Source organism: Micromonospora sp. NPDC004704 (genome assembly GCF_053601675.1).
Genome location: NZ_JBSGCD010000009.1, coordinates 245,809 through 270,989, shown reverse-complemented (window position 1 = coordinate 270,989; position 25,181 = coordinate 245,809). Strand labels below are relative to the sequence as shown.

Sequence of the window (25,181 nt, the reverse complement as noted above, 5' to 3'; positions counted from 1 at the left end):
GTGTCGATGGTGTTTCCCCGCGTCATACATCGGATGTCTATCAGTCCATCGACAAGCGCACAAGGCCGAGCACGGGGCGTTTAGGCCCATCTACTGCGCTCCACACCGGATTGTGCGCTCGGGGTAATGCCCGTACGTCCTATCTTGACCGAGCCATACATCCAATGTTAACTCCGTGTGACGGGACGGGCCGGGTCGACGGAACTCACCATCGATGCCGCAAACCGCACGCGGGGCGTCAATGCGCAGGTGGGAGGGCCGATGCGGGGCGGACCGGAGCGCTCCCCCGGCACCACGTCGGATCCGACCCCTCGCGCTGCGGTACGACCGGCCGGCCGTTGGCCGGGAGACCGAATCGTTGCCGATCGGCAACGGAACGCCGGGCGCCAACGTCTTCGACGGCGTACGCACCGAGCGGTTGACGTACAACGAGAAGACCCTGTGGACCGGCGGACCGGGTGGTAACGACAACCCGCCGGCGATCCTCGACGGGCCACCGGCCACCTTCACCGCCGTTGCCGGCCACCGCCACCGGGGTTGAGGCACCCCGAACAGCAACAGTTGAGCGATTGCTCAAACGAGGCTAGGGTGCCGTTTGAGCGATCGCTCAAACAGGGGGAGGAAAGCCGTCATGACCGAACGGAAGTCGTCACCGGGGCCCGACGAGCGATGGCCGTCGGCGTGGGAAGCGGAACCGTCGCCGGGGCCGCCTCGTACGGCGAGCCGGGCCAGATGGATCCTGGCCGGCCTGATCACCTGTGTCGGAGCGGCCTTCTTCGTCTCCGCCGTCCGGAACGGACGGGCCGACAGCGCACTGCTCTTCGTCGCCCTGCCGGTGCTCCTCGCGGCCACGCTGTCGCTGGTGCCGGCGCGCTCCATCCACGGCCGGACCTTCGTGGTCACCACCATCGTCCTGCTGTTGAGCGCGGTCGTGCTGCACGAGGGCGCCATCTGCGTGGTCCTGGCCGCACCCCTGGTGTACGCCGTCGTACACGGCACCGCCACCCTGATCGAGTTCTGCAGGCATCGCAACCGGGCGTACGCGCTGCTGCCGTTGCCGCTGCTGCTGCTCGGCGGGGTCGAGGGCACCAGCGAACAGCTCCGGATCAACCCGGACCAGACCACGGTGGTGACCCGTACCGTCGCGCTGACGCCGGAGCAGGTGCGCGAGCGGCTGAGCCGGGGACCGGTGGCGGCGCCGGCTCGGTCCGTACCGCTGCGACTGCTGGGAATGCCGCTGCCGCAGCGGGTCAGCGGGGACGGACTCGAAAACGGCGACCGGTGGCTGTTCGCGTACCACGGCTCCGCGCACGGACCCGGCGGCCACCTCCTCGCCGAGGTCGACGAGTCGGGGCCGGACCGACTCGGCTTCACCTTCGTCGAGGACACCTCGATCACCGGACGCTGGATCACCTGGCAGGACGCGGAGCTGCGCTGGCGGGTGGTGGACGCGCAACACACCGAGATCCGGCTGACCGTCGGCTACCGGCGGGGGCTGGACCCGTCCTGGTACTTCGGACCCCTGCAGGACGCGCTGATGCACTCCGGGGGCGGGCACCTGCTCGACATGCTGGCGCTGCGGTGAGCCTGACCGCCGTCCGTTACACCAGCCTGGTCGTACCTGTCGTCCTGATGCTGCTGGCCCGGCGGACCGACGGGGGTCGCCGGGCCACGGCCGGGGCGGCGCTCGCGTTCCTCACGGCCGTGGTCGGGCTGGCCGGTTTGCACGAGGTCAGCCTGCACACCGGCTGGTACGCCTTCGCGCCCGTCGACGGTGCCTACCGGGGATTCCCGGTCGACCTCTGGCTCGGCTGGGCGGTCCTGTGGGGACCACTGCCGGTACTCCTGCACCGGATCCTCCCGGTCCCGGTCGCGCTGGGCCTGCTGCTCTGGCTCGACGCGATCGCGATGCCCGCCCTGCACCCGCTGGTGGTGCTCGGACCCCACTGGCTGCTCGGCGAGGTCGTCGGGCTGCTCGCCGTGGCCCTGCCCGCACAACTGCTCGGCCGGTGGACCGCCCGGCAGCGCCGACTCGGTGCCCGTACGGCGTTGCAGATGGCGGTGTTCACGGGGCTGACCCTCTGGCTGGTGCCGAACGTCGCCTTCGAACTCGGTGACGGATCCTGGGGTCGGCTGACCGGGATGCCACCGGCGGTGCTGTTCGTACTCGGGCAGGTGGGCCTGTTGCTGGCGGTGCCGGCGCTGTCCGCCGTGGGCGAGTTCGCCCGGCGCGGTGGCGGTACACCGTTCCCCTGGGACCCGCCCCGGCGGCTGGTCAGCACCGGGCCGTACGCCTATCTCGGCAGCCCGATGCAGTGCGGCATGGTGCCGTTGATGCTGCTCGCCGCGCTGGTGACGGGCAGTCTCACGCTGGCACTGGCCGGACTGGTCGGGGTGGCGTTCAACTACGGGGTGGCCCGCCCGCACGAGCACCACGACCTGTCCGGCCGGTACGGGCAGCCGTGGCGGGACTACCACCGGCGGGTACGCGACTGGTGGCCGCGCCTCACGCCGTACCCGGATGGTCCCCCGGCCGTGCTCTGGCTGGACGAGGACTGCGGACCGTGCGCGGCGACCGCCGGCTTCCTGCGTCGACGCGGGCCGGTCGGGCTGACCCTGGCACCGGCCGGGGCACACCCCGCTGCGCTGTACCGGGCCCGCTACGAGGCGGCGGACGGGTACCACGCCGACGGGGTGGCCGCTGTGGCGCGCGGACTGGAGCATGTCAACCTTGGCTGGGCCTATCTCGGCTGGCTGCTCCGGCTGCCCGGGATCGGCTGGCTGGCCCAGGTGGTGACCGACGCGATGATCGCGCCACCGCACCTGGCGAGGCGCCGTACGCCGCAACCGAGGGAGCGCGATGTCCAGCACGAAGCAGCGGCTGCTCGACGGGGCGCTGGCCGCCATCCGTGAACACGGGATCGCCGGTGTCTCGGCCCGGACCATCGCCGCCGCGGCCGGGGCGAACCAGGCGCTGATCTTCTACCACTTCGGCAGCGTCGACGAACTGCTCGCCACGGCCTGCCGGGCCGCCACCGCCGAACGGGTCGCCCAGTACGCCGACCGCTTCGCCACCGTCGCGTCACTGCGCGAACTGCTCGACGTCGGTCGTACGTTGCAGGTCGAGGAACGCCGGCTGGGCAACGTGTCGGTGCTGGCCCAGTTGCTTGCCGGTGCGCAGCACGACGTACGCCTGGCCGCGCCGACCGCCGCAGCGTTGCAGCTCTGGGTGGACGAGATCGAGTCGGTGCTGCGCCGCCTGCTGGCCGGCTCCCCGTTCGCCGAGGTCGCGGACATCCCCGGACTGGCCCGCGCGCTCTGCGCCGCCTTTGTCGGGCTGGAACTCTACGGTGGGGTGGACGAGGCCGGGGCGCAGCAGGCGCTCGGTGCGCTGGAACAGCTCGCGGTGCTGGTCGAGGTGGTGGACGAGCTGGGACCGGTGTCCCGCCGCGCACTCCGCTCGAAGATCAGCCGGGCGGCGACCAGGCGGAGCTGACGGCGGGACGACCCGGCGGCCACGTCACGGGTGCCAGAAGCGCACCTCGGGGAATCCGGGTGTGGGTCCGTCGAGTATCGACGGTGAGCGTCCCCGCAGGTGCTCGTCGAGGAAGGCGGTGACGTACGCGCGGGTGATTTCGACGCAGCGCCGCGCCGGCAGCGGCTGGAGGCGACGACCGAGCTGTTCCTCCAGCGGGGCGAAGTCGGTGAACGAGGTGTGCGACATGTCGTCCACGCTGAGCCAGCGTTTCCAACCGGTGAGCCGGGACCAGCTTTCGGTCCAGTCCGGGTTCTCCGGCGGCCGACCACGCTCCGCCGCACCGATGATCAGAACCGGTCGGTCGAGTTCCCGATCAAGGGTTGGTTGGAAGGCCCCGTCCAGGTTGACTCCGGCCCGGATCCGCCGGTCGGCCAGCATCGACCGGACGGCGGCGGCCCCGCCCATGGAGTGCCCCACCACCGCGATCCGGGACGGGTCGATCAGCCAACCGCCCCACCAGTGCGAAGCCGGGCCGGTCCCGGCCAGCTTCTTGCTCGCGACCTCGGTCAGCCGGTCGATCGCGAAGGACACGTCGGCGGCCCGGCCACCGGCCACGGTCGGCCCGTCCGGATCCAGGTCCCCGGCCAGGCATTCGGTGATCCGACCACCCGGGAAGGTGGTGGCCACCGACTCGTAGTTGTGATCGATACCGGCCACCACGTACCCGTGACTGGCCAGTTCCTCGGCCAGTCCGGTCAGCGATGTACGCGGCAGGGCGAAGCCGGGCGAGAGCACCACCAGCGGCAGCCGCCCCCCGGACAGCACCGGAACGTCGAGTAGGGCATGGGTACGGGTGGCGCTCAGCACGTCCGCCGGCTCGCCGGTCACCTCTCGGGCGGCCAGGATCAGCCCGGATTCGGCCTCGGTGACATACCGCGCCCGCGGTCCCCGTACGCCCCTCGCCGGGTACCAGATCGACACCATCAGCTCACGAAATTCGCCCGGCACCCACGGGTCGGTTCGGTCCCGGTCGACCAGGTGCAGGGTGGTCCGCCCGACCGGGAGCGGTCCGGTCGGCGCCGGCAGTGCCAGTTCCGCCGATCCCGAGTCCGACCAGGCGGACACCGGAGAGAACGTCCACGCCACCACCGCCGCCGCCAACACCACAGCCAGGCCGCGTCTCGCCCCACCACTGTGGTGCGCATTCCGGTCGTACATGGCTCCTCCATCCGTCCCTCGCCACCGCGCCGCATCGCGTTGGCCACCCCAGCCTTGACGGGCCGCGCCACCCCCGCATCCGGGCGACCGCCATCGGCGGCTGGTGCGGCAGGTGGCTCGCAGAAGGCCGGGGTGTGCGGGGGTGCGGATGTTCGGGGTTCGGGTGTTCGGGGTCCGGGTGTTCGGGGGTGCGGGGGTGCGGGAAAGGTCCGACGCTTGCCGACGCGGGCGCGGATCGGGGTTTGCGGGAGCGGGACCGGGTCAGGGTTTGCGGGGGACGTGGCGGCGGTAGGTGCTCACCGTCGGGTCGCCGGCCAGCCAGAACCGCCACGGCAGGTCGTGGGCTCCGGTCACCCCGACCCGTGGGCCGGCCGCGATCGCCGATGCCGGGACGGGTTCGGCGGGCGGCGCGAGGCGTACCGGGCCGTCGTCGAGCAGGAACAACCCGTAGGCCGCGCGGTCGACTCCGAGCGCCGCACAGAGCCGGGCCGGCCCACGAGCAAGATCAAGATCTCGGCGTACGGCGGTGCGCCGGCTCCGGGCCAGGTCGAGCCCGTCGACCACCTCACCCGCCCGCAGGAGTACGGCCGACGCCTCCCCCTCGGTACCGGTCACCACGTTCATGCACCAGTACATGCCGTAGGTGAAGTAGACGTAGGCGTACCCGGCCGGACCGAACATCACCGAGTTGCGGGGCGTACGGCCCCGGTGCGCGTGCGAGGCGGCGTCCCCGCCGGTCCCGGCGTACGCCTCGACCTCGGTGAGCCGGACCGTGACGCCGCCGGCGGAGAGCGTGCAGTTCAGCAGCCCGCGCGCCGCCGGAACCAACGGCCCGGCCAGCAACGTCGCCAGGTCGGTACGCGTGCGGTCGATCACCCGATCAGCACAGCACAGCCGGGGTCGGCGGTACCCACCGCCCCCGCCACCGACCTGGTGGGTGTCGGGGCGAACGGGGCCGACACCGAACCGCGTGACGTGAGCGAATGGAGATGATTCACGGCGCGAACGACTCACTCGCTCGGTATCCGGTGACGAAACCTTGCAGCTCACGGCGTGTTACCCGCATTGTTACCTTCTGTCGCCAATACCCTCGGCGGTGCCCCGCGCCGCCGGTTCCGGTCGATGGACGGAGGGCTTGTCGTGCTCGTCACCGTGACAGCGATCAGCGGCATGACGGTGGGCTTCATCGCCGGCCTGTACGCGTACCGGGCTTCCCGACGCTGGTGCGCCGCCTGCGGCAGCAGCCTGAGCTGCCCCGCCTGCTCGGCCCTGGGCGTACGGCGCAACGCCGCGACCCGGCGGTTCTGATGGACGCGACGCCCGCCCCACCACACGTACCGGCTGGCACGGTGTTGCGGTTGGCCAAGGAGGACTGGCGTTACGGCGGCTTCACCCTGTTCCTGCGGGTCGAGTCGGTACGCGACGACCTGTCCAGCTACTACGACGACGAGTGGGTCTGGGTCAGCGGGCAGCAACTCGCCCGTGACGGCACCCCGCTCGGCCAACTGGACGCGCTCGTACGGGTCTCGGCCCTGCCTCGCAGCGGCGTCGAGCCGCCGTCCTCCGTACGGGAGGAACCCGGCCGGTAAGCCCTGATCAGGGTCGGGGATGGCCGAGGTGGGTGCTGAAGAAGGTGACCGAGTCGGCGATCACGGCAGCTCGCACCTCGGTGTTCGCCGGATCGCCGCCGGTGCCGTGCGAGAGCAGGATCGTCGGGCGCGGACCGTCGGCCTCGGGTCGGAAGACCTCGACGATGACCGGCCGGGCACTGTCCCGCCGCCAGTGCTTGCGCCGGTCGTCGAACCAGTCGTACCGTCGAACCAGTCGTACCGCTCGTACCGCTCGTTTATACGGGCGAGGTTATGCGGTCAGGCCACCCGGACCGGCCCTGAGGCCGGTCCGGGTGGTGACGCTACAACGCCGCTGTTGTCGATCCGGACCACGGGTTGCCCATCCTGCGGGTTGCCCATTTTGCGGCCGGCCCCGGCAGGGGCTGGCCGTTCAAGCGTGGGACGACCTTCGCTCAGCGCGGGACGACCTGCTCGATCGCCCAACGGCGCCACCCGTCGAGCTGCTCGGTGGCGGCGGCGAGCTGGTCGGCGACCGGACCGGGGCCGGTGGAACCGGGCGTGGTCCTGGCCGCCAGCGCCGAACGGACCGACAGCACGCTGCGGACCTCGGGGTTGAGGTGCTCGCTGACCAGGGCGAGATCGGAGTCGGAGACCTCGTCCAGGGCGCAGTCCCGAGCCACGCAGAGGGCGACCAGACGACCGGTGACCTCGTGCGCGTCACGGAACGGCACGCCTCTGCGGACCAGCCAGTCGGCAACCTCGGTGGCGAGGGAGTAGCCGACCGGGGCGGCGGCGGCGAGCCGGTCGACCCGGACCGTCATGGTGGAGATCATGCCGGCGAGGGCGGGCAGCAGGAGCTGCAACGTGTCCACCGCGTCGAACGCCGGCTCCTTGTCCTCCTGCATGTCGCGGTCGTAGGTCAGCGGCAGACCCTTGAGCATGGTCAGCACCGCCACCAGACCGCCGACCAGCCGGCCCGACTTGCCCCGGGCCAGCTCGGCAATGTCCGCGTTCTTCTTCTGCGGCATGATCGACGAACCGGTGGCGAAGGAGTCGTCCAGTTCCACCCAGCCGAACTCCTGGGAGGTCCAGAGCACGACCTCCTCGCCGAGGCGGGACAGGTGCACGCCGATCATCGCCGTGATGAAGAGGAACTCGGCGACGAAGTCCCGGTCGGCGACCGCGTCCATGGAGTTGGCGAACGAGGACCGGAAGCCCAGTTCCTTGGCCACCGCCACCGGGTCCAGCGGCAGGCCGGAGCCGGCCAGCGCGCCGGCACCGAGCGGGCTCACCGCCGTGCGGTGGTCCCAGTCGCGCAGCCGTTCGAGGTCACGCAGCAGCGGCTGGACGTGCGCCAGCAGCCAGTGCCCGAAGGCGACCGGCTGGGCGTGCTGCACGTGGGTCATGCCGGGTGCCGGCGTGTCCAGGTGTCGTCCGGCCTGCTCGGTCAGGGCGTCGGCCAGCTCGACCAGCCGGGCGGCCACACCACGGGCGTGGTCGCGCAGGTAGAGCCGCAGGTCGGTGGCGACCTGGTCGTTGCGGGACCGGCCCGCCCGGAGCTTGCCGCCGAGGCTGCCGAGCCGCTCCAGCAACCCCCGCTCCAGTGCGGTGTGCACGTCCTCGTCGTCGACGGTGGGCCGGAACGCCCCGGAGGCGCAGGCGGCCTCCAGGTCGTCCAGGGCGGCGAGGATCTGCCCCAGTTCGTCGGGGTCGAGCAGTCCCGCCCCGGCCAGCACCCGAGCGTGGGCACGGGAGCCGGCCAGGTCGTACGGAGCGAGGCGCCAGTCGAACTGCACGCTGACCGAGAGGCGCGCCAGTGCCTCGGCGGGGCCACCGGCGAACCGGCCGCCCCACAGGCTGGTGCGGTTGGTGCCGGCGCTGTTCTCGGTCAGGCTCTTGTCGTCCACGCCCGCTATTTTGAACGTCACTGTGCAGAGCCACCCAACCGGGTGTCCCGGGCGGTGGCGAGGCGGCTGGGCAGGCCCCAGAGCTGCACGAAGCCCTTGGCGAGCGACTGGTCGAAGGTGTCGCCGGTGTCGTAGGTGGCCATGCCGAAGTCGTAGAGGCTGGCGTCGGAACGCCGGCCGGTGACCACCGCGCGACCGCCGTGCAGGGTGAGCCGCACCTCGCCGGAGACGTGCTGCTGGGTGTCGTCGATGAAGGCGTCCAGTGCCCGCTTGAGCGGGGAGAACCAGAGGCCGTCGTAGACCAGCTCGGCCCAACGCTGGTCGACGCCCTTCTTGAACCGGGCCACGTCGCGCTCGACGGTGACGTTCTCCAGCTCCTGGTGGGCCACGATCAGCGCAATGGCTCCCGGTGCCTCGTACACCTCGCGGCTCTTGATGCCGACCAGCCGGTCCTCGACCATGTCGAGGCGGCCGACGCCCTGGGCGCCCGCCCGCCGGTTCAGCTCCAGGATCGCCTGGTACGGGGTGACGGTCTCACCGTCGATGGCCACCGGGACCCCGGCCTCGAAGGTGATCACGACCTCGTCCGGGTCGCGGGGCTCGGCGGGGTTGGCGGTGTAGGCGTAGACGTCCTCGGTCGGCGCGTTCCAGATGTCCTCGAGGAACCCGGTCTCGACCGCACGCCCCCACAGGTTCTGGTCGATCGAGTACGGCGACTTGTGCGTGACGTCGATCGGCAGCCCCTTCTCCTCGGCGTACGCGATCGCCTTGTCCCGGGTCCAGGCGAAGTCACGGGCCGGCGCGAGGACCTTCAGGTCGGGGGCGAGCGCACCGATGCCGACCTCGAAGCGGACCTGGTCGTTGCCCTTGCCGGTGCAGCCGTGCGAGACGATCGTCCCGCCGTACTTCTTGGCCGCCTCGACCAGGTGCCGGACGATCAGCGGCCGGGAGAGCGCCGAGACCAGCGGGTACCGGTCCATGTAGAGCGCGTTCGCCCGCAATGCCGGCAGGCAGAAGTCGGCGGCGAACTCCTCGCGGCCGTCGACCACCTCCGACTCGGCCGCACCGCAGTCCAGGGCCCGCTGCCGGATCGCGTTCATGTCCTCGCCGCCCTGGCCCACGTCGATCGCCACCGCGATCACCTCGGCGCCGGTCTGCTCGGCCAGGTAAGGAATGGCAACCGAGGTGTCGAGTCCCCCGGAGTACGCCAAAACAACGCGCTCAGTCATGGTGTGCTGCTCCTTTCAACATTGGTGAATCCACGACCCACGTCGGCTGGCCGCCGAGTCCCGGTCGGTTCTGGTCGACGATCGGTAGTCCGGGTTGGCTCGCCGCCCACCCGGAGAGCTGTTCCCCCAGCGCCGCGCCGCCGGTGGCCTCGCGTGCCACCACGAGGATGGTGTCGTCGCCGGCGATGGTGCCGACCACCTCGGGCAGCCCGGCCCGGTCCAACGCGCTGGCCAGGAACTGCGCCGCGCCCGGTGGGGTACGCAGGACGGCGATGTTGCCGCTGGAGTCGACGCCGGTGAGCAGCTCGCGCAGCAGTCGGACCAGGCGCGCGGGGGCTTGCTCGGCGTCGCGCAGCGGCCGCTTGCCGTCCTCGGGAATCAGGTAGACGGCCGGGCCGTCGCCGCCGCGCACCTTGACCGCGCCCAGCTCGTCCAGATCACGGGAGAGGGTGGCCTGGGTGACCTGCACCCCGTCGCCGGCGAGCAGCTCGGCCAGCTCGGTCTGGGAGCGGATCGGCTGTTCGCGGATCAGCTCCACGATCCGGGCATGCCGGGCGGTCCGGGTGAGCGGGCTGGTCATGACGCCACGTTCCCGGCGCTCGCCGAGGCCGGCGCGGTCGGTGCCGCCGAACCGGTTCCGGTCGCGGCGCTCACCAGCCAGGAGAGCAGCGCCTTCTGTGCGTGCAGCCGGTTCTCGGCCTGGTCGAAGACCGCGCTCTGCGCGCCGTCGAGGACCTCGTCGGTGATCTCCTCACCGCGGTGTGCAGGCAGGCAGTGCAGCACGATCGCCTCCGGCGCGGCGGCGGCGAGCAGCGCCTTGTTGACCTGGTAGGGCCAGAACGGGGTGAGCCGGTCCCGACCGTCGCCCTCCTGCCCCATCGAGGTCCAGGTGTCGGTGGCGACAACGTCCGCGCCGTCGACCGCCTCGTGCGGGTCGCGGAGCACCTGCACCGAACCACCGGTCCAGGCGGCGATCTCGGCGGCCCGGCTCACCACCGTCGGGGACGGGTCGTAGCCGGGCGGACCGGCGACCCGTACGTGCATGCCCGCGGTGGCACCGGCGAGCAGGTACGAGTGCGACATGTTGTTCGCCGCGTCGCCGACGTAGGTCAGGATCCGGCCGGCCGTGCCACCGCACCGCTCCCGGATGGTGAGCAGGTCGGCCAGGAGCTGGCAGGGGTGGAACCCGTCGGTGAGCGCGTTGACCACCGGCACGGACGCCCCGCTGGCGAGCTCGGCCAGCCGGGCGTCGCCGTGCGTACGCAGCACGATGGCGCTGACGTAGCGGGACAGCACCTGCCCGGCGTCGGCGAGCGACTCGCCCCGGCCGAAGTGGGTGGCCTGGGTGTCCACGATGATCGGGTGCCCGCCGAGTTCGGCGATGCCCACGTCGAAGGAGATCCGGGTACGCAGGCTCGGCTTGTCGAACAGCACGGCGACGGCACGGGGGCCGGCGAGTGGCCGGGCGCCGAACCGGTCGGCCTTCAGTGTCGCGGCCAGGTCGAGCACCTCGGCCTGCTCGGCGGGGCTGAGGTCGTCGTCGCGCTGGAAGTGACGGATCACGAGGTCACCGCCGGGGTGACTGACGCGTCGGCGGCCACCGGACCGTCCGACGCTTCGGTCGGCGGGGTGACGGCGTCGAGCGCGGCCGGTAGTGCGGCGAGGAACGCGTCGACCTGCTCGGCGGTGAGGATCAGCGGCGGGGCGAGCCGGATCACGTTCGGTTGCACCGGGTTGGTGAGGAACCCCGCGTCGCGCAGCACACCGGCGAGCGCCGGGGCGGCCGGGGCGTTCAGCACCAGGCCGAGCAGCAGGCCGGCGCCGCGGACCTCGGCCACCAGCGGGTGCCCGAGTGCCTCGACACCGCGCCGGATCCGCTCACCGGTCCGTTTGACGTGGTCGAGCAGCCCCTCGTTGGCGATGGTCGAGACAACCGCGAGGGCGGCGGCGCAGCTGATCGGGTTGCCGCCGAAGGTGCTGGCGTGGGTGCCCGGACCGAGCAGGTCGGCGGCCGCGCCGAAGGCGATCAGGGCACCGATCGGCAGCCCACCGCCGAGCCCCTTGGCCAGGGTGACCACGTCCGGCTCGACGCCCTCGGCCTGGTGGGCGAACCAGTGTCCGGTCCGGCCGATGCCGGTCTGCACCTCGTCGAGGACCAGCAGCGCCCCGTGCGCCGAGGTGATCCGCCGCGCCGCGGTCAGGTAACCCGCCGGGGGGACAACCACGCCGCTCTCGCCCTGGATCGGCTCGAGGATCACCATGGCCGTGTCGTCGGTGACGGCGGCCTCGAGCGCGGCCACGTCGCCGTACGGGACGTGGGTGACGTCGCCGGGCAGCGGACGGAACGGGTCGGCCTTCGTCGGCTGCCCGGTGAGCGCCAGCGCCCCCATGGTCCGGCCGTGGAACCCGCCGACCGTGGAGACCACGTGGGTACGGCCGGTCCGGCGGGACAGCTTGAAGACGGCCTCGTTCGCCTCGGTGCCGGAGTTGGCGAAGTAGACCCGCCCCTGCCGACCGGCGAGGGCGAGCAGCAGCTCGGCCAGCGCCACCGGTGGCTCGGCGACGAAGAGGTTGGAGACGTGGCCGAGCGTGGCGACCTGCTTCGACACCGCGGCGACCACGGCCGGGTGGGCGTGGCCGAGGGCGTTGACGGCGATCCCGCCGAGCAGGTCGACGTACTCGCGGCCCGCCTCGTCGACGACCACCGCGCCGTTGCCGCGGACGAGCGCCAGGGACGGGGTGCCGTAGTTGTCCATCATGGACTGCGACCAGCGGTCGACCAGTGACGTCATGACGAGCTCACCATGGTTCCGAATCCTTCCGAGGTGAAGACTTCCAGCAGGGTCGAGTGCGCCACCCGGCCGTCGACCACGTGCGCCGCCGGGACGCCGCCGCGCACCGCGCGCAGGCACGCCTCCATCTTCGGCACCATGCCGGACTCCAGGCTGGGAAGCAGTTCGTCCAGCTCGTCGGCGGTGAGTGCGGAGATCAGGCTGGAGGTGTCCGGCCAGTTCGCGTACAGCCCCGGCACGTCGGTGAGGACGACGAGTTTGCGTGCGTGCAGGGCCACCGCCAGTGCGGCGGCGGCGGTGTCGGCGTTGAGGTTGTGCAGCACGCCGTCGACGTCGGGCGCCACGGTGGAGATGACCGGGATCCGGCCGGCGGTGAGGATGTCGGTCAGCGCGTCGACGTTGACCGCGTCGACGTCACCGACCTGGCCGATGTCGACCGCCTCGCCGTCCACGTAGGCCGGACGGCGGACCGCGGTGAACAGCCGGGCGTCCTCGCCGGAGAGGCCGACCGCGAACGGGCCGTGCTCGTTGATCAGCCCGACCAGTTCCCGCCCGACCTGACCGACCAGCACCATCCGGACGACGTCCATCGCCTCGGGTGTGGTGACCCGCAGGCCGCCCTTGAACTCACTGACGATGCCGAGCCGGCCCAGCATCGACGAGATCTGCGGGCCACCCCCGTGCACCACGACCGGGCGCAGTCCGGCGTACCGCAGGAACACCATGTCGGCGGCGAACGCCCGCTGCAACTCGGGGTTGACCATCGCGTTGCCGCCGTACTTGATCACGACGGTGGCGCCGGAGAAGCGGGCCAGCCAGGGCAGTGCCTCGATCAGGGCGGCGGCCTTGACCTGCGCCTGACTCAGGTCGCGGGAGAGCGCGCCGCCGGTCGCCGAGCCGCCGTTGCCCGCCGCGGAGGTGTCGACCGTCATGACGAGTACGCCGAGTTCTCGTGCACGTAGGCGTGCGACAGATCGTTGGTCCAGATCGTGGCGCCCTCGGCACCGGCGTTGAGCCGGACCTGGATGGTCACGTCGCGGGCGGCCAGGTCGACCTTGGCCCGGTCCTCGGCGGCGGCCCCGGAACGGCACACCCAAACGCCGTTGACCGCGACGTCGATCCTGTCCGGCTCGAAGGTGGCGCCGGTGGTGCCCACCGCGGCCAGGATGCGCCCCCAGTTGGGGTCGTTGCCGAACAGGGCGGTCTTGACCAGGTTGTTCCGGGCCACCGACCGGCCGACCTCGACCGCGTCGTCCTCGGACGCGGCGGCGGTCACGTCGATCGCGATCTGCTTGGTGGCGCCCTCCGCGTCGGCGATGAGCTGCTGGGCCAGGTCGTGGCAGGCGGAGGTCACCGCGGCGGTCAGCTCCGCCTGGGTCGGCTCGATCCCGGACGCGCCGCTGGCCAGCAGCAGCACGGTGTCGTTGGTCGACATGCAGCCGTCGGAGTCGACCCGGTCGAAGGTCACCCGGCAGGCGGCCCGCAGCGCGGTGTCGAGCGCCTCCGAGCCGGCCACCGCGTCGGTGGTGAGCACGCAGAGCATGGTCGCCATCCCGGGGGCCAGCATGCCGGCGCCCTTGGCCATCCCGCCGACGGTCCAGCCGGTGCCGGGCACGATCGTCGTCTTCGACCGGGTGTCGGTGGTCATGATCGCCTCGGCAGCGGCCAGGCCACCGTCACGGGCCAGTCCGCGCACCGCGGCCCGGACGCCGGGCAACAACTTCTCCATCGGCAGCCGCTCGCCGATCAGGCCGGTCGAGCAGACCGCCACCTCACCGGCGCCCAGGATGAGGCGGGCGTTGGACCCGGTCAGGCTGGCCGCGGTCTGTTCGGCGGTGGCGTGGGTGTCCTGGAAACCGGGTGACCCGGTGCAGGCGTTGGCGCCGCCGGAGTTGAGCACCACGGCGCGGACCACCCCGCCACGGATGATCTGCTCGGTCCAGAGCACGGGCGCGGCCTTGACCCGGTTGGTGGTGAACACACCGGCCGCGGTCGCGTCGGGCCCGTCGTTGACAACCAGCGCGACGTCGGACTGGCCGGTGCTCTTGAGTCCGGCGGCGACGCCGGCCGCCCGGAAACCCCGGGGTGCGGTCACGCTCATGACTGGCGCTCCTGACTCGGGTGCGGCGCGGCGAGGCCGCAGCCGATCTTCGATCCGGTCACGGCGCCACCCCGTGGACCGGCAGGCCGGCGGTCTCCGGCAGGCCGAGCATCAGGTTGGCGCACTGTACGGCCTGGCCGGACGCGCCCTTGCCCAGGTTGTCGATCGCACTCACCACGATCACCCGGCCGGAGTCGACGTCGACGGTCGCCTGCAGGTGGCACGAGTTGGAGCCGTAGGTGGCGGCGGTGTGCGGCCAGGTGCCCTCGGGCAGGACGTGTACGAACGGCGAGTCCGCGTACGCCTCGGCGAGCACCGCACGGGGGTCGGTCGCACCGGCGCCCACCGGCAACGCGGTGACGGTGGCGAGGATCCCGCGCGGCATCGGCGCCAGCACCGGAGTGAAGGAGAGGCTGGTCGCCCCGGTCGCCTGCTTGATCTCCGGCACGTGCTGGTGTGCCCCGACCTTGTATGGCGTCAGGTCGCCCATCACCTCGCTGCCGAGCAGGTTGACCTTCGCCGACCGGCCCGCGCCGGAGGTGCCGGACGCGGCCACCACCACGACGTCCCGGGCGGCGACCGCACCGGCGACGACCAGCGGTGCGAGCGCGAGGGAGATCGACACCGCGTAGCAACCGGTGGCCGCGACCCGGTTCGAGGCCGCGATCGCGGAGCGCTGGCCGGGCAGCTCGGGCAGACCGTAGGTCCACCAGCCGGCGTGGCTGCCGCCGTAGTAGCGGTGCCAGGCGGCACCGTCGCGCAGCCGGTGGTCGGCGCCGAGGTCGACCACCTTGACCGTCTCCGGCAGGGCCGCGGCCACGGCGGCCGACTCACCGTGCGGCAGGGCCAGGAAGACCAGGTCCGCGTCGGCGAGGGTGTCCGGGTCGGTCCGGCCGAGGACCAGGTCCAGTCCGACCAGGTGCGGGTGCACGGCCGACACGGGCGTGCCCGCCTGGCTGTGCGCGGTGGCGGCGACGAGATCGAACTCGGGGTGCCCGGCGATCAGACGCAGCAGTTCACCACCCGCATATCCACTGGCCCCGGCGACCGCAACTCGGATACCCATGCCCACCTCCGCATTTGTATGCAGCCAAGGTATCAGGGAAGGGATCCGGGACGCAATACTATACGGCCCACCGGATGATCACTCAGTTGCCGATTTTTGGCCGGTCCCGACCCGAACGACCGGAAACGGCAGCCTGCGCACGGCCCGGAACAGCGTCGTGGTGGCCGGCCACACACACCGGCCACCACGACGTACGGCAAGCGGGTCAGGCGCCGCGCAGGGTGGCGCCGAGCCGGGACGCCGCCTCGGCAACGGCCGCGTCGCGGGCGGCCACCGCCTCCTCCACGGTCAGGGTCCGGTCCGGCGCCCGGAAGGTGAGCTTGTACGCCAGCGACTTGCGCCCCGCCCCGAGCTGCGCCGAGGCGTAGACATCGAAGAGCCGCAGCGACTCCAGCAGCTCCCCCGCACCGTCGGCCAACGCCCGTTGCACCTCCGCGGCGGCGACCTCCTCCGGCACCACCAACGCGACGTCGATCAACGCCGGCGGGAACCCGGAGATCCGGGGTGCCACCGGCACCGGTGCCGGTGGCAGCAGATCCAGGTCCAGTTCCATCGCGCTGGTCCGGCGAGGCAGTTCCAGCGCCTCGACGGTCGTCGGGTGCAGCTCGCCCGCGTACCCGACCACGGTGTCGTCGACCAGCACCTCGGCACAACGGCCGGGGTGCCAGGGCGCCCGTTGCGCCGCCCGTACCTCGACCCGGTCGGCGGGCAGGCCGGCGGCGGCGAGCACGTTGCGGGCCGCCTCGACCGCGTCGGCCCAACCGGCCGGTTTGCCGGGGCCCCACCAACCGGTGCGCTCGACCTCACCGGCGAGCACCACGGCCACGTGTCGGGGCTGGTGCGGCAGGACCGCGTCGGCGGCGGCGAACTCGGCGTCGCTGGGCCGGTGGTCGACACCCATCGGCGGCGGGCTGCCAGCACCGGGGCGGGACTCGAAGACCGTACCCAGCTCGTAGAGGGCCAGGTCGCGCGCGCCCCGACCGAGGTTGCGCTTGAGCGCGCCGAGCAACGGACCGAGCAGCGTCGTACGCAGCAACGGCTCCTCGTCGGAGAGCGGGTTGGCCAACCGGACCGCCCGGCGACGGGTGTCGTCGGCCGGCAGCCCGAGCGCGTCGAAGAGGTCCGGTGACACGAACGGGAACGACACCGTCTCGACGTACCCGTTCTCTGCCAGCATCCGGGCGACCGCCCGGACCCGCCGCTGTGCCTGGGTGAGCCCGCGCCCCGCCGGGGCGAGCGGCAGCACCGACGGCACCCGCTCGTAGCCGTCCAGCCGGACGACCTCCTCGACCAGGTCGGCCGGACCGGTGAGGTCGGGCCGCCAGGTCGGCGGGACCACCCGGAGCAGGTCCGCTTCGGTGACGACGGTGCAGCCGACCTCCTCCAACAGCGCGACCACCCGCGCCGTCGGGTACTCCACCCCGATCCGCCGGGTCGGCAGTTCCGGGTCGAGCGCGACCGGGGCCGGTGGGCTCACCTGCGAGAAGTCGAGGATCTCCGGGGCCGCCGCGCCACCGCCGTACGTGGTCAGCAGGGTGACCGCCCGATCCAGGGCGACCAGCGGCAGCGCCGGGTCCACCCCGCGCTCCCAGCGCTTGGCCGCCTCGCTGAACAGCTTGTGCCGTCGCGCGGTACGCCCGACCATCGCCGGCTGCCAGTGCGCCGCCTCGAACAGCACGTCGGTGGTGTCGGCGACGACCTCGCTGGTCTGCCCACCCATCACCGCGGCGAGCGAGATCGGCAGCCCGTCGCCGTCCCCGGCGACCGGACTGGGCTGACCGGCGTCGCAGATCACCATGTCCTCGGGGTCCAGCACCCGGGTCACGCCGTCCAGTGTGGTCAGCTTCTCCCCCGGTTGCGCCCGGCGAACCACCAGCGTGCCGGTCAGCCGGTCGGCGTCGAACGCGTGCATCGGCTGGCCGAGTTCGAGCATCACGTAGTTGGTGATGTCGACCGGCAGCGAGATGTTCCGGATGCCGGCGACGGTGAGCCGCTGCCGCATCCACTGCGGGCTCTGCGCGGTCGGGTCGACACCCCTCACCAGGCGGGCGGCGAACCGGTCGCAGCCGACCGGGTCGCGGACCTCGACCGGGTACGCCGGCCGCTCGGTCCCGCCCGGTGCCGGCACCAGTGCCGGGTCCCGGAACGGCACCCCGAACGCGTGCGACAGTTCCCGGGCGATACCGCGTACGGACAGGCCGTAGCCCCGGTCGGGGGTGATCTCCAGTTCGACCACCACGTCGTCGAGCCCGACCACGGGGCGGGCGTCGTCACCGGGCTTGACGGCGGTGTCCGGCGACAGGACCAGGATCCCGGCGTGGTCGTCGCCGAGTCCCAGCTCCTTCACCGAGCAGATCATGCCGTTGGAGTTGTGCCCGTACGTCTTGCGGGCGCCGATCGCGAAGCCGCCGGGCAGCACACCGCCGGGCAGGATCACCACCACCCGGTCACCGGGGGCGAAGTTCGTGGCGCCGCAGACGATCTCCTGCAGCTCACCGGTGCCGTTGGCGGTGCCCACGTCGACCCGGCAGAACCGGATCGGCTTCTTGAAGCCGGTCAGCTCCTCGATCTCGCGTACCTCGCCGACGACCAGCGCACCGGTGACCGTGGTACGCAGGTCCACCATGGACTCGACCTCGAGCCCGAGGTTCACCAGCGCCCGTTCCAGGTCCTCGGTGCTGAGGTCGACGGGCAGGTCGACGTGCTCGCGCAGCCAGGAAATAGCAACTCGCATGACTCAGACCACCGCTTCCGAAGTTCGATTCCGCATGCCCGTCACGCCTCGACGCCGAGCGCGCCGGTGAACCGCACGTCCCCCTCGAACAGGTCGCGCACCTCGCTCACCCCGTTGCGGACCATCACCGTACGGTCGACGCCCATGCCGAACGCGAAGCCGGAGTAGACGTCCGGGTCGATCCCGCAGGCGCGCAGCACCCGAGGGTTGACCATGCCGCAACCGCCCCACTCGACCCACTGCGGGCCGTTGCGGTGCTCCGGGAACCAGACGTCGAACTCGCCCGACGGCTCGGTGAACGGGAAGTAGTGCGGCCGCCAGCGGGTCCGGGCGTCCTGCCCAAACATCGACCGGGCGAAGTGGTCGAGCGTGCCGCGCAGGTGGGCCATGGTGATGCCCTTGTCCACGACCAGCCCCTCGACCTGGTGGAAGACCGGGCTGTGGGTGGCGTCCAGCTCGTCGGTGCGGTAGACCCGCCCCGGGCAGATGACGTAGATCGGGGGCTTGCGCGCCAGCATCGTCCGCGCCTGCACCGGCGAGGTGTGCGTACGCAGCACCAGCCCCGGTACGTCCACGTGGAAGGTGTCCATCAGGCCACGGGCCGGGTGGTCCGGCGGGATGTTGAGCGCGTCGAAGTTGGTCCACTCCAACTCCACCTCGGGGCCCTCGGCGATCTCGTACCCCATCCCGACGAAGAGATCACCGATCCGCTCCATCAGCAGGGTCAGCGGATGCCGGGCGCCACGGGGGCGGCGGTCGTACGGCAGGGTGACGTCGACCCGCTCCTCGGCGAGCACCCGCTCGGCCTGGGCGCGCTGGAGTTCGGCCCGCCACTCGTCGTAGATCGTCTCGATCGCCCGGCGGGCCTCGTTGACCCGCTTGCCGGCGTCGGACTTGGCCGCCGGCGGCAGCGCGCCGATCTCCCGGCGGGCCAGCGAGACCGGTGCCCGGTCACCCAGGTGCTGGTGACGCAGGGCGGCCAGGGCGTCGGGGTCGGCGGCGTCGGCGAACGCCGCACGGGCGGCGGCGACGGCTTCGTCGAGGTTGTCCTGGTCGAGCAGGGCGACCTGTTTCGGGTCGTACGGATCGTTGCGGTAAGTCATGGCGTACGGGTGCTCCCTCACGGCGGAAGGCCTGCCTCGGCGGCGGCCATCAGAGTTTACGGACGCGCGGCGACGCCGCAGCCCGCCGGTGGGAATAGGGAGCAGGAAGGGTCAGACCCGCCGCCCGCCGACACCGGCGGGCTGGCTAAACGAGCACATCGAGGCACTCATCCCTGATCCCCCTTTGATCGCGACTGCGGGGCTCGCAAACCCGGCTCACTCCTCGCGCTCACGGGCCCTCATCGCTCTGGCCGAAGCGTACAGGCAGACGGCCGCGGCGGCAGCCAGGTTAAGGCTCTCGGCGCGGCCGTGCAGCGGCACCCGTACCCGGGCGTCGGCGGCGGCGGCCAGTTCGGCCGGCAGGCCGTGCGCCTCGGAGCCGAACAGCCAGGCGGTCGGCCGGGACAGTCCGCCGTCGTCGGCGAGGTCGTCCAGGTCGGTCTCGCCGTAACCGGAGGCGGCGAGCACGGTCAGCCCGGCGTCGCGCAGGCTGGTCACGACCGCGGCCGGGTCCTCGGAGCGGACCACGTCGACGTGGAAGAGGCTGCCGGCCGAGGCCCGCACGCACTTGCCGTTGTACGGGTCGACGGCGTCACCGGCGAAGATGACCGCGCCCGCCCCGGCCGCGTCGGCCGTACGCAGCACGGTGCCGGCGTTGCCCGGATCCCGGATCTCGGCCAGTACGGCGACCAGCCGCGGGGACCGGTCGAGTGCCCGGTGCAGTGGTTGGTCGAACTGGTCGCAGACGGCAACGAGGCCCTGCGGTGCGACGGTCTCGGTCAACGCGGCGAGACCGTCGTCGGTCAGCGGCGAGACCGGCAGACCGGCCCGTCGGGCCACCTCGGCGAGGTCGGCGTACCGGTCCAGGGCGGCCGGGGTGCCGAAGAGTTCCCGCACCACTCCGGAGCGGTCGAGTGCTTCCCGGACCGCCTGCGGTCCCTCGGCGAGGAACCGTCGGGTGGTGTCCCGGTCCCGGCGCCGGTGCAGCCGCCGGGCGGCAACCACCCGTGGCGTACGCGCGGTGAAGTGCGGCGGGTCCGCACCCCGGACATGGTCGAGGCGCCCCACCTGCGGTCCGGACGGCATTCGGGGCGCCTCGATCAACTTTTGCGGTGACTCAGGCGGCCTGGGCCGCCGCGCCGCCGGTGCCCTCGGCCGCAACCGCGGCACGGGCCACCTCGACGATGGCGGCGAAGGCCGTCGCGTCGTTGACGGCCAGGTCGGCCAGGATCTTGCGGTCGACCTCGACGCCAGCCAGCTTGAGGCCCTGGATCAGGCGGTTGTAGGTCATCCCGTTGGCGCGGGCGCCCGCGTTGATCCGGGTGATCCAGAGCTGCCGGAAGTCGCCCTTGCGGTCGCGACGGTCCCGGTAGGCGTACTGCATCGAGTGCAGCACCTGCTCCTTGGCCTTGCGGTACAGCCGGGAGCGCTGACCGCGGTAGCCACTGGCGGTCTCCAGCAGGGTACGACGCTTCTTCTGGGCGTTTACAGCCCGCTTGACGCGTGCCATCTCAACTACTCCTTCGGGTTAAGTGGCGGGCGCGTCAGCGGCCCAGCAGCTTCTTGATTCGCTTGGCGTCAACCTTGGCAACCTCGACCGTGCCGGTGAGCCGGCGGGTCTGGTTGGAGGGCTTCTTCTCCAGGTTGTGCCGCAGGCCAGCCTGCTGGGCGACGATCTTGCCGGAGCCGGTCACCTTGACCCGCTTGCCCATTCCGGTGTGGCTCTTCATCTTCGGCATCTGTTGCGTCTCTCCCCTGTTACTCGCCGGCGGTGCCGGCGGGTTCGACTGACGGTGCCTCAACCGCCTCGCCGTCCTCGGTCGTCTCGGCGTCTCGCTCGCGCGGTCCGCCGGCCTTGGCTGCCGTGGCGGCGGCCTTGGTGGCGCGGTGCGGAGCCAGAACCATGATCATGTTTCGGCCGTCCTGCTTCGGCGCGGCCTCGACGTACCCCAGCTCCGAGATCTCCGACTCGAGTCGGCGGAGGAGCCGGTAGCCAAGTTCCGGGCGACTCTGCTCGCGACCACGGAACATGATCGTTACCTTGACCTTGTCACCCGCCTTGAGGAACCGCACCACGTGACCCTTTTTGGTCTCGTAGTCGTGCGGGTCGATCTTCGGCCGGAGTTTCATCTCCTTGATGACGGTCTGCTGCTGGTTACGCCGCGCTTCGCGCGCCTTGAGTGCGCTCTCGTACTTGAACTTGCCGAAGTCCATGAGCTTGCACACCGGCGGGCGCGCCATCGGCGCAACCTCGACCAGGTCCAGGTCGACGTCCGCGGCCAGCTGCAGAGCGCGCTCCAGCGGGACGATGCCCACCTGCTCACCCTCAGGGCCGACCAGTCGGACCTCACGTGCCCGGATCTGTTCGTTCACGCGTGGTTCGACGCTGATGGGGCCTCCTCGAGTCGGTAACTCCTTCGGTGCCGACCCCTGGGCCGGCTCCCCGGTGGGAACCGATCCGGAAAGCAGAAGGCCCCGGCGCATGCCAGGGCCCGCTCGACCGGTCAGTGCGACACGAAGCCACACGTCCGACCCGGATCAGGATCCGGGCCGTTGACCGGACCCGGCCACCGACTGGGGCGACTCGGGTGGGAGCAGGCGCTCCGCTTTACCGCTGTCACCGCGAGGGACAGCATGGTCGACCTGCCAATGTTAGCAGGTCGGGCCGATAGCCCGATAAACGGGCACCCCGGACGGCGGGTCGTAACGGCTCAGCTAGCGGCCGGCTGCCGTCGCGAGGCGTCGTGCAGGGCGCGCAGCGCGCGTACCCCGGCGACGGCGGCTTCCTTGTCCACCGCCTGCAGGGCGATCATCGGGACCAGCTCGTCGTCGTGCAGCTCCAGGCTCGCCCAGGGCGAGCCGTGATCGAAGCGCACCGCCCGGACCACCTCCCAGGGCAGGTTGTACGAGCCGAGCACGTTGCGCACGCGTACGCCCCGGGTGTCGGCCTCGACCTGGATCCGGGTGAAGAGCAGGATCACCAACGCGCCGAGCACACCCAGACCGATCATGGCGAACGAGTCACCGCGCTGGAAGGTGGCCGTGCCCTGGCCGGTCGACCCGTGCAGGGCCAGCCCCAACGCGGTGAAGACCACCACCAGGGCCGGTGCCAGCACCCAGCACATCACCCGGAGCCGCCGCGGTCGCAGCCGTACGAGATCGGAGTCGGTCACGGCCATCATCCTGCCACCCCGGTCGGACCGGTGGTCCCCGTGGGGCGGACCACCCACCCGGAGACCACCACCGCGAGCAGGGTCAGCAGGGCTCCGGCGAACACCGCCACGCTGGCTCCCGGCCCGTCCGGCCGGAGCACGTCGAGCAACAGCGCACCGCCGAGTTGACCGGCGACGATGGCCAGGCCGCTACGGAGCACACCGACCGCCCGTACGCAGACCAGCAGGGCGACCACGACGCCGACCCCGACCGGCCCGCCCAGGTAGAGGTACCAGTCGGTCGGCCAGTGGATCGATCCGAGCCGACCGAACGCGCCGGCCACCGCCGCCACCGCGACGATCGCCGGGGTGCTGACCGCGAAGTTGACCGCCGTACCGGTGGCGGCACCCCCGACCGCCGAAATCCGGCCGTTCAGCGCCGCCGACAGGGCCACCAGGACACCACCGGCCGCCGCGAGCGCCACCAGTCCCACGGCCAGTTCACCCAACGGGCGGCCGAACTGGGCCAACGCCACCGCGCCGATTCCCAGGAGCGCGCCGAGCAGCCGGGGCGCGGTGACCGCCCGCCGGCCGCCCGGAGCCAGCCCGACCCGGTCGACGCCCAGGCCACCGGCGCTGTTGCCGGCCACCTGGGCGATGGTGAACACGGCCACCCCGAGCGCCGGCACCACGTACGTCGCGATCACCACGAACCCGCCGCCGCCCAGTCCACCGAGGTAGCTCCACCAGGGCAGCCGGGCCCGGCGCAGTACGCCGAACCCGGCTCGCATCGACGGCAGCGCCAGCAGGCCGACCAGGAGCAGCGCGACCCCGCCGGCGTTGTTGACCACCGCGCCCATGGCCGGGTTGCCGACCCGGGCGCCGAGTTCGGCGTTCGCCGCGCTCTGCACCGCCGAACCGACCCCGCCGAGCACCGCCAGTCCGAGCGCCAACCAGGGCGGGAAGATCCTCACCCGGCGAGCCTCACAGGCGACAGGCGTGGATGTCTGTGACCAGGATCGCCCGGGCGCCGAGATCGTACAGTTCGTCCATGATCCGGTGTACGTCGCTGCGCAGCACCATGGCCTGGACCGCCACCCAGCCCTCCCGGTGCAGCGGCGAGATGGTCGGCGACTCGATGCCGGGGGTCAGCGCGGTGGCCCGGTCGAGCAGGTCGGCGCGGACGTCGTAGGCGAGCATCACGTACCGACGGGCGACCAGCACCCCGTGCAACCGGCGCAGCAACTGGTCCGCCTGGTTGTGCGCCGGGGCACCGAGCCGGCGGATCATCACCGCCGAGGAGCGCAGGATCGGCTCCCCGATGATCACCAGACCGGCCTGGCGCAGGGTGGCACCGGTCTCCACCACGTCGGCGACGACATCGGCGACGCCGAGCCGGACCGCGTTCTCGACCGCGCCGTCGAGCCGGACCACGTCCGCCTTCAGGCCGTGCTCGACCAGGTGGCGCTCCACCACCCCGGGGTACGCGGTGGCGATCCGCCGCCCACCGATCTGGTCGGCCGAGGTGATGGTCTCCGGTGAGGCGGCGAACCGGAAGGTGGCGCCGCCGAAGTTGAGGTCGAGCACCTCCTCGGCCGGGCTGCCGGCGTCGATCAGCAGATCCCGGCCGGTGATGCCGAGATCGAGATCGCCGGAACCGACGTAGGTGGCGATGTCACGGGGACGCAGGTAGAAGAACTCGACATCGTTCGGCTCGTCCCGGCAGACCAGGTCCTTCGGGTCGGTGCGCTGGCGGTAGCCCGCCTCGCGCAGCATCTGCGCGGCGGGAGCGGACAGGGTGCCCTTGTTGGGGATGGCGATGCGCAGCATCGTGAGGTGCTCCTTCGATCGGTGCGGATCAGGGTTCGACCGTTGAATCGGGGGCGTGGCACCTCAGAGATGTCGGTAGACGTCCTTGAGCTCCAGTCCGGTGGCGAGCATCAGCACCTGGGCCTGGTAGAGCAGTTGGGAGATCTCCTCGGCGGCACGCTCGGGGCCCTCGTGCTCGGCCGCCATCCACGACTCGGCCGCCTCCTCGACGACCTTCTTGCCGATCGCGTGCACGCCGCGTTCCAGGGCGGCCACCGTCGCCGAGCCCGGAGTGCCGGCGGCGGCCTTGGCCTGCAGCTCGGCGAACAGCTCTTCGAACGTCTTCACGGAATCGGATTCTCGCAGCCTCCCGACGCCGGGTGGCGCGCCGGGTCGGTCGGCGGCCATCAGGTGGACCGGTCGGCCGGCCGACCCGCCCCGAGTGTCCGGCGCAGCGCCGCGGCGCCCCGGGCGGTGTGGCTCTTGACCGCGCCCCGGCTCAGCCCCATCAGGTCGGCGGTCTCCGCCTCCGACAGGTCGGCGTAGTAGCGCAGCACGATCGCCTCCCGCTGCCGGGTGGGCAGTGCCCGCAGCGCGGCCAGCACCGTGTCGTACCGGAGCAGGTCGAGTGCCCCGGCCTCGGCGGACGGTGCGTCCGGTCCCGGCCGGGCGGTCGCCAGGTGGGCCTGGACCACCCGGCGGTGGCGCAGCGCCGACCGGGACCGGTTGACCACCGTGACCCGCAGGTACGTCAGCGCCCGGTCGGAGTCGCGCAGGCACGGCCAACGCCGGTGCAGGGCCACGTACGCGTCCTGCACGATCTCCTCGGCCGTGCCCAGGTCGTGCAGGAGCAGCACGGCGAGCCGGACCAGCGGGCGGTAGTGGACGACGAAGAGGTGGGTGACCTCCTCGTCCGCCCCCGACTGCGGTGCCCGCGGGTACGGCATGCTCCTCCCGCCGGGCGCGTCGGCCAACGGATGGTCACCCGGGGCCGACGCGCGGGTCCTGGTTCCGGTTTACG

At 72.0% G+C, this 25,181-nt stretch carries 25 protein-coding genes and 2 pseudogenes; 6 read left to right on the top strand and 21 right to left on the bottom strand.

Going from position 1 to position 25,181, the window contains the following annotated elements:
• Positions 1–214: 214 nt before the first annotated feature.
• The 4 genes and pseudogenes from ACWEFB_RS16000 (at position 215) to ACWEFB_RS15985 (ending at position 3,496) form a co-directional block, all read left to right on the top strand.
• Entirely contained in the window at positions 215–541 is a 327-nt protein-coding gene (locus tag ACWEFB_RS16000; RefSeq protein WP_452286016.1) for a glycoside hydrolase N-terminal domain-containing protein, read from the top strand.
• A 90-nt stretch (positions 542–631) separates the two neighbouring features.
• Positions 632–1,585 carry a hypothetical protein gene (locus ACWEFB_RS15995; RefSeq protein ID WP_452286014.1) on the top strand — a complete coding sequence of 318 codons (954 nt, stop codon included), beginning with the start codon at positions 632–634 and terminating at the stop codon, positions 1,583–1,585.
• A gap of 2 nt (positions 1,586–1,587) precedes the next feature.
• Positions 1,588–2,978: pseudogene (locus tag ACWEFB_RS15990) on the top strand (methyltransferase).
• Positions 2,861–3,496, top strand: a complete 636-nt coding sequence (locus ACWEFB_RS15985; RefSeq protein WP_452286012.1) for a TetR family transcriptional regulator — start codon at positions 2,861–2,863, stop codon at positions 3,494–3,496. Before ACWEFB_RS15990 ends, ACWEFB_RS15985 begins: the two are co-directional and overlap by 118 nt.
• Before the next feature lie 24 nt (positions 3,497–3,520).
• On the opposite strand, the gene ACWEFB_RS15980 is transcribed toward ACWEFB_RS15985, so the two are convergent.
• Entirely contained in the window at positions 3,521–4,696 is a 1,176-nt protein-coding gene (locus ACWEFB_RS15980; protein WP_452286010.1) for an alpha/beta hydrolase family protein, read from the bottom strand.
• A 261-nt stretch (positions 4,697–4,957) separates the two neighbouring features.
• Positions 4,958–5,572, bottom strand: coding sequence for a DNA-3-methyladenine glycosylase (locus tag ACWEFB_RS15975; RefSeq protein ID WP_452286008.1), 615 nt, complete (start codon positions 5,570–5,572; stop codon positions 4,958–4,960).
• 246 nt (positions 5,573–5,818) lie between these two features.
• Here ACWEFB_RS15975 and ACWEFB_RS15970 point away from each other — a divergent pair, with 246 nt between their 5' ends.
• Entirely contained in the window at positions 5,819–6,004 is a 186-nt protein-coding gene (locus tag ACWEFB_RS15970; protein WP_326559405.1) for a hypothetical protein, read from the top strand.
• On the top strand, positions 6,004–6,285 hold the full coding sequence (locus tag ACWEFB_RS15965) for a hypothetical protein (RefSeq protein WP_452286006.1): 282 nt from the start codon (positions 6,004–6,006) through the stop codon (positions 6,283–6,285). The genes ACWEFB_RS15970 and ACWEFB_RS15965 overlap by 1 nt, the downstream gene beginning before the upstream one ends.
• Before the next feature lie 434 nt (positions 6,286–6,719).
• Here the strand turns inward: ACWEFB_RS15965 and argH are convergent, their stop codons facing one another.
• From argH to ACWEFB_RS15870, 19 genes and pseudogenes are all read right to left on the bottom strand, one after another.
• The gene (gene argH, locus ACWEFB_RS15960) at positions 6,720–8,183 is read right to left on the bottom strand and encodes an argininosuccinate lyase (RefSeq protein ID WP_326562950.1); all 1,464 of its coding nucleotides are present in this window, start codon (positions 8,181–8,183) and stop codon (positions 6,720–6,722) included.
• 8 nt (positions 8,184–8,191) lie between these two features.
• On the bottom strand, positions 8,192–9,403 hold the full coding sequence (locus ACWEFB_RS15955) for an argininosuccinate synthase (protein ID WP_326559407.1): 1,212 nt from the start codon (positions 9,401–9,403) through the stop codon (positions 8,192–8,194).
• Positions 9,404–9,506: 103 nt separating this feature from the next.
• Positions 9,507–9,983 (bottom strand): annotated as a pseudogene (locus ACWEFB_RS15950) (arginine repressor); the annotation flags it as partial.
• On the bottom strand, positions 9,980–10,966 hold the full coding sequence (gene argF / locus ACWEFB_RS15945) for an ornithine carbamoyltransferase (protein ID WP_452286004.1): 987 nt from the start codon (positions 10,964–10,966) through the stop codon (positions 9,980–9,982). The pseudogene ACWEFB_RS15950 and the gene argF, both read right to left, overlap by 4 nt.
• Positions 10,963–12,195 carry an acetylornithine transaminase gene (locus ACWEFB_RS15940; protein WP_452286002.1) on the bottom strand — a complete coding sequence of 411 codons (1,233 nt, stop codon included), beginning with the start codon at positions 12,193–12,195 and terminating at the stop codon, positions 10,963–10,965. Before ACWEFB_RS15940 ends, argF begins: the two co-directional genes overlap by 4 nt.
• Entirely contained in the window at positions 12,192–13,127 is a 936-nt protein-coding gene (argB, locus tag ACWEFB_RS15935) for an acetylglutamate kinase (protein WP_452286000.1), read from the bottom strand. Before argB ends, ACWEFB_RS15940 begins: the two co-directional genes overlap by 4 nt.
• On the bottom strand, positions 13,124–14,296 hold the full coding sequence (argJ, locus tag ACWEFB_RS15930; RefSeq protein WP_326559411.1) for a bifunctional glutamate N-acetyltransferase/amino-acid acetyltransferase ArgJ: 1,173 nt from the start codon (positions 14,294–14,296) through the stop codon (positions 13,124–13,126). Before argJ ends, argB begins: the two co-directional genes overlap by 4 nt.
• Positions 14,297–14,354: 58 nt before the next feature.
• Positions 14,355–15,362, bottom strand: coding sequence for an N-acetyl-gamma-glutamyl-phosphate reductase (gene argC, locus ACWEFB_RS15925; RefSeq protein ID WP_452285998.1), 1,008 nt, complete (start codon positions 15,360–15,362; stop codon positions 14,355–14,357).
• A gap of 205 nt (positions 15,363–15,567) precedes the next feature.
• Complete coding sequence (gene pheT / locus ACWEFB_RS15920) at positions 15,568–18,096, bottom strand: phenylalanine--tRNA ligase subunit beta (RefSeq protein ID WP_452285996.1); 2,529 nt, start codon at positions 18,094–18,096, stop codon at positions 15,568–15,570.
• Positions 18,097–18,137: 41 nt separating this feature from the next.
• On the bottom strand, positions 18,138–19,199 hold the full coding sequence (locus ACWEFB_RS15915; protein WP_326559414.1) for a phenylalanine--tRNA ligase subunit alpha: 1,062 nt from the start codon (positions 19,197–19,199) through the stop codon (positions 18,138–18,140).
• Positions 19,200–19,415: 216 nt separating this feature from the next.
• Positions 19,416–20,285, bottom strand: a complete 870-nt coding sequence (locus ACWEFB_RS15910; RefSeq protein ID WP_452285993.1) for a TrmH family RNA methyltransferase — start codon at positions 20,283–20,285, stop codon at positions 19,416–19,418.
• 31 nt (positions 20,286–20,316) lie between these two features.
• Positions 20,317–20,709, bottom strand: coding sequence for a 50S ribosomal protein L20 (gene rplT, locus ACWEFB_RS15905; protein WP_145777279.1), 393 nt, complete (start codon positions 20,707–20,709; stop codon positions 20,317–20,319).
• A 34-nt stretch (positions 20,710–20,743) separates the two neighbouring features.
• A complete protein-coding gene (rpmI, locus tag ACWEFB_RS15900) occupies positions 20,744–20,938 on the bottom strand; it encodes a 50S ribosomal protein L35 (protein WP_326559416.1) in 195 nt (64 codons plus the stop codon).
• 19 nt (positions 20,939–20,957) lie between these two features.
• Entirely contained in the window at positions 20,958–21,572 is a 615-nt protein-coding gene (infC, locus tag ACWEFB_RS15895) for a translation initiation factor IF-3 (RefSeq protein ID WP_452285991.1), read from the bottom strand.
• Between the two features lie 338 nt (positions 21,573–21,910).
• Positions 21,911–22,324, bottom strand: a complete 414-nt coding sequence (locus tag ACWEFB_RS15890) for a PH domain-containing protein (RefSeq protein WP_452286065.1) — start codon at positions 22,322–22,324, stop codon at positions 21,911–21,913.
• A gap of 53 nt (positions 22,325–22,377) precedes the next feature.
• Positions 22,378–23,325: a DMT family transporter gene (locus tag ACWEFB_RS15885; protein WP_452285989.1), complete on the bottom strand. Its 948-nt coding sequence runs from the start codon at positions 23,323–23,325 to the stop codon at positions 22,378–22,380.
• Between the two features lie 10 nt (positions 23,326–23,335).
• Positions 23,336–24,181 (bottom strand): ATP phosphoribosyltransferase, encoded by an 846-nt coding sequence (gene hisG, locus ACWEFB_RS15880; RefSeq protein WP_326559420.1) that lies wholly within the window; start codon positions 24,179–24,181, stop codon positions 23,336–23,338.
• A 63-nt stretch (positions 24,182–24,244) separates the two neighbouring features.
• Entirely contained in the window at positions 24,245–24,508 is a 264-nt protein-coding gene (locus ACWEFB_RS15875; RefSeq protein WP_121159833.1) for a phosphoribosyl-ATP diphosphatase, read from the bottom strand.
• Positions 24,509–24,567: 59 nt separating this feature from the next.
• Complete coding sequence (locus tag ACWEFB_RS15870; protein ID WP_452285986.1) at positions 24,568–25,107, bottom strand: SigE family RNA polymerase sigma factor; 540 nt, start codon at positions 25,105–25,107, stop codon at positions 24,568–24,570.
• Positions 25,108–25,181: the final 74 nt, after the last annotated feature.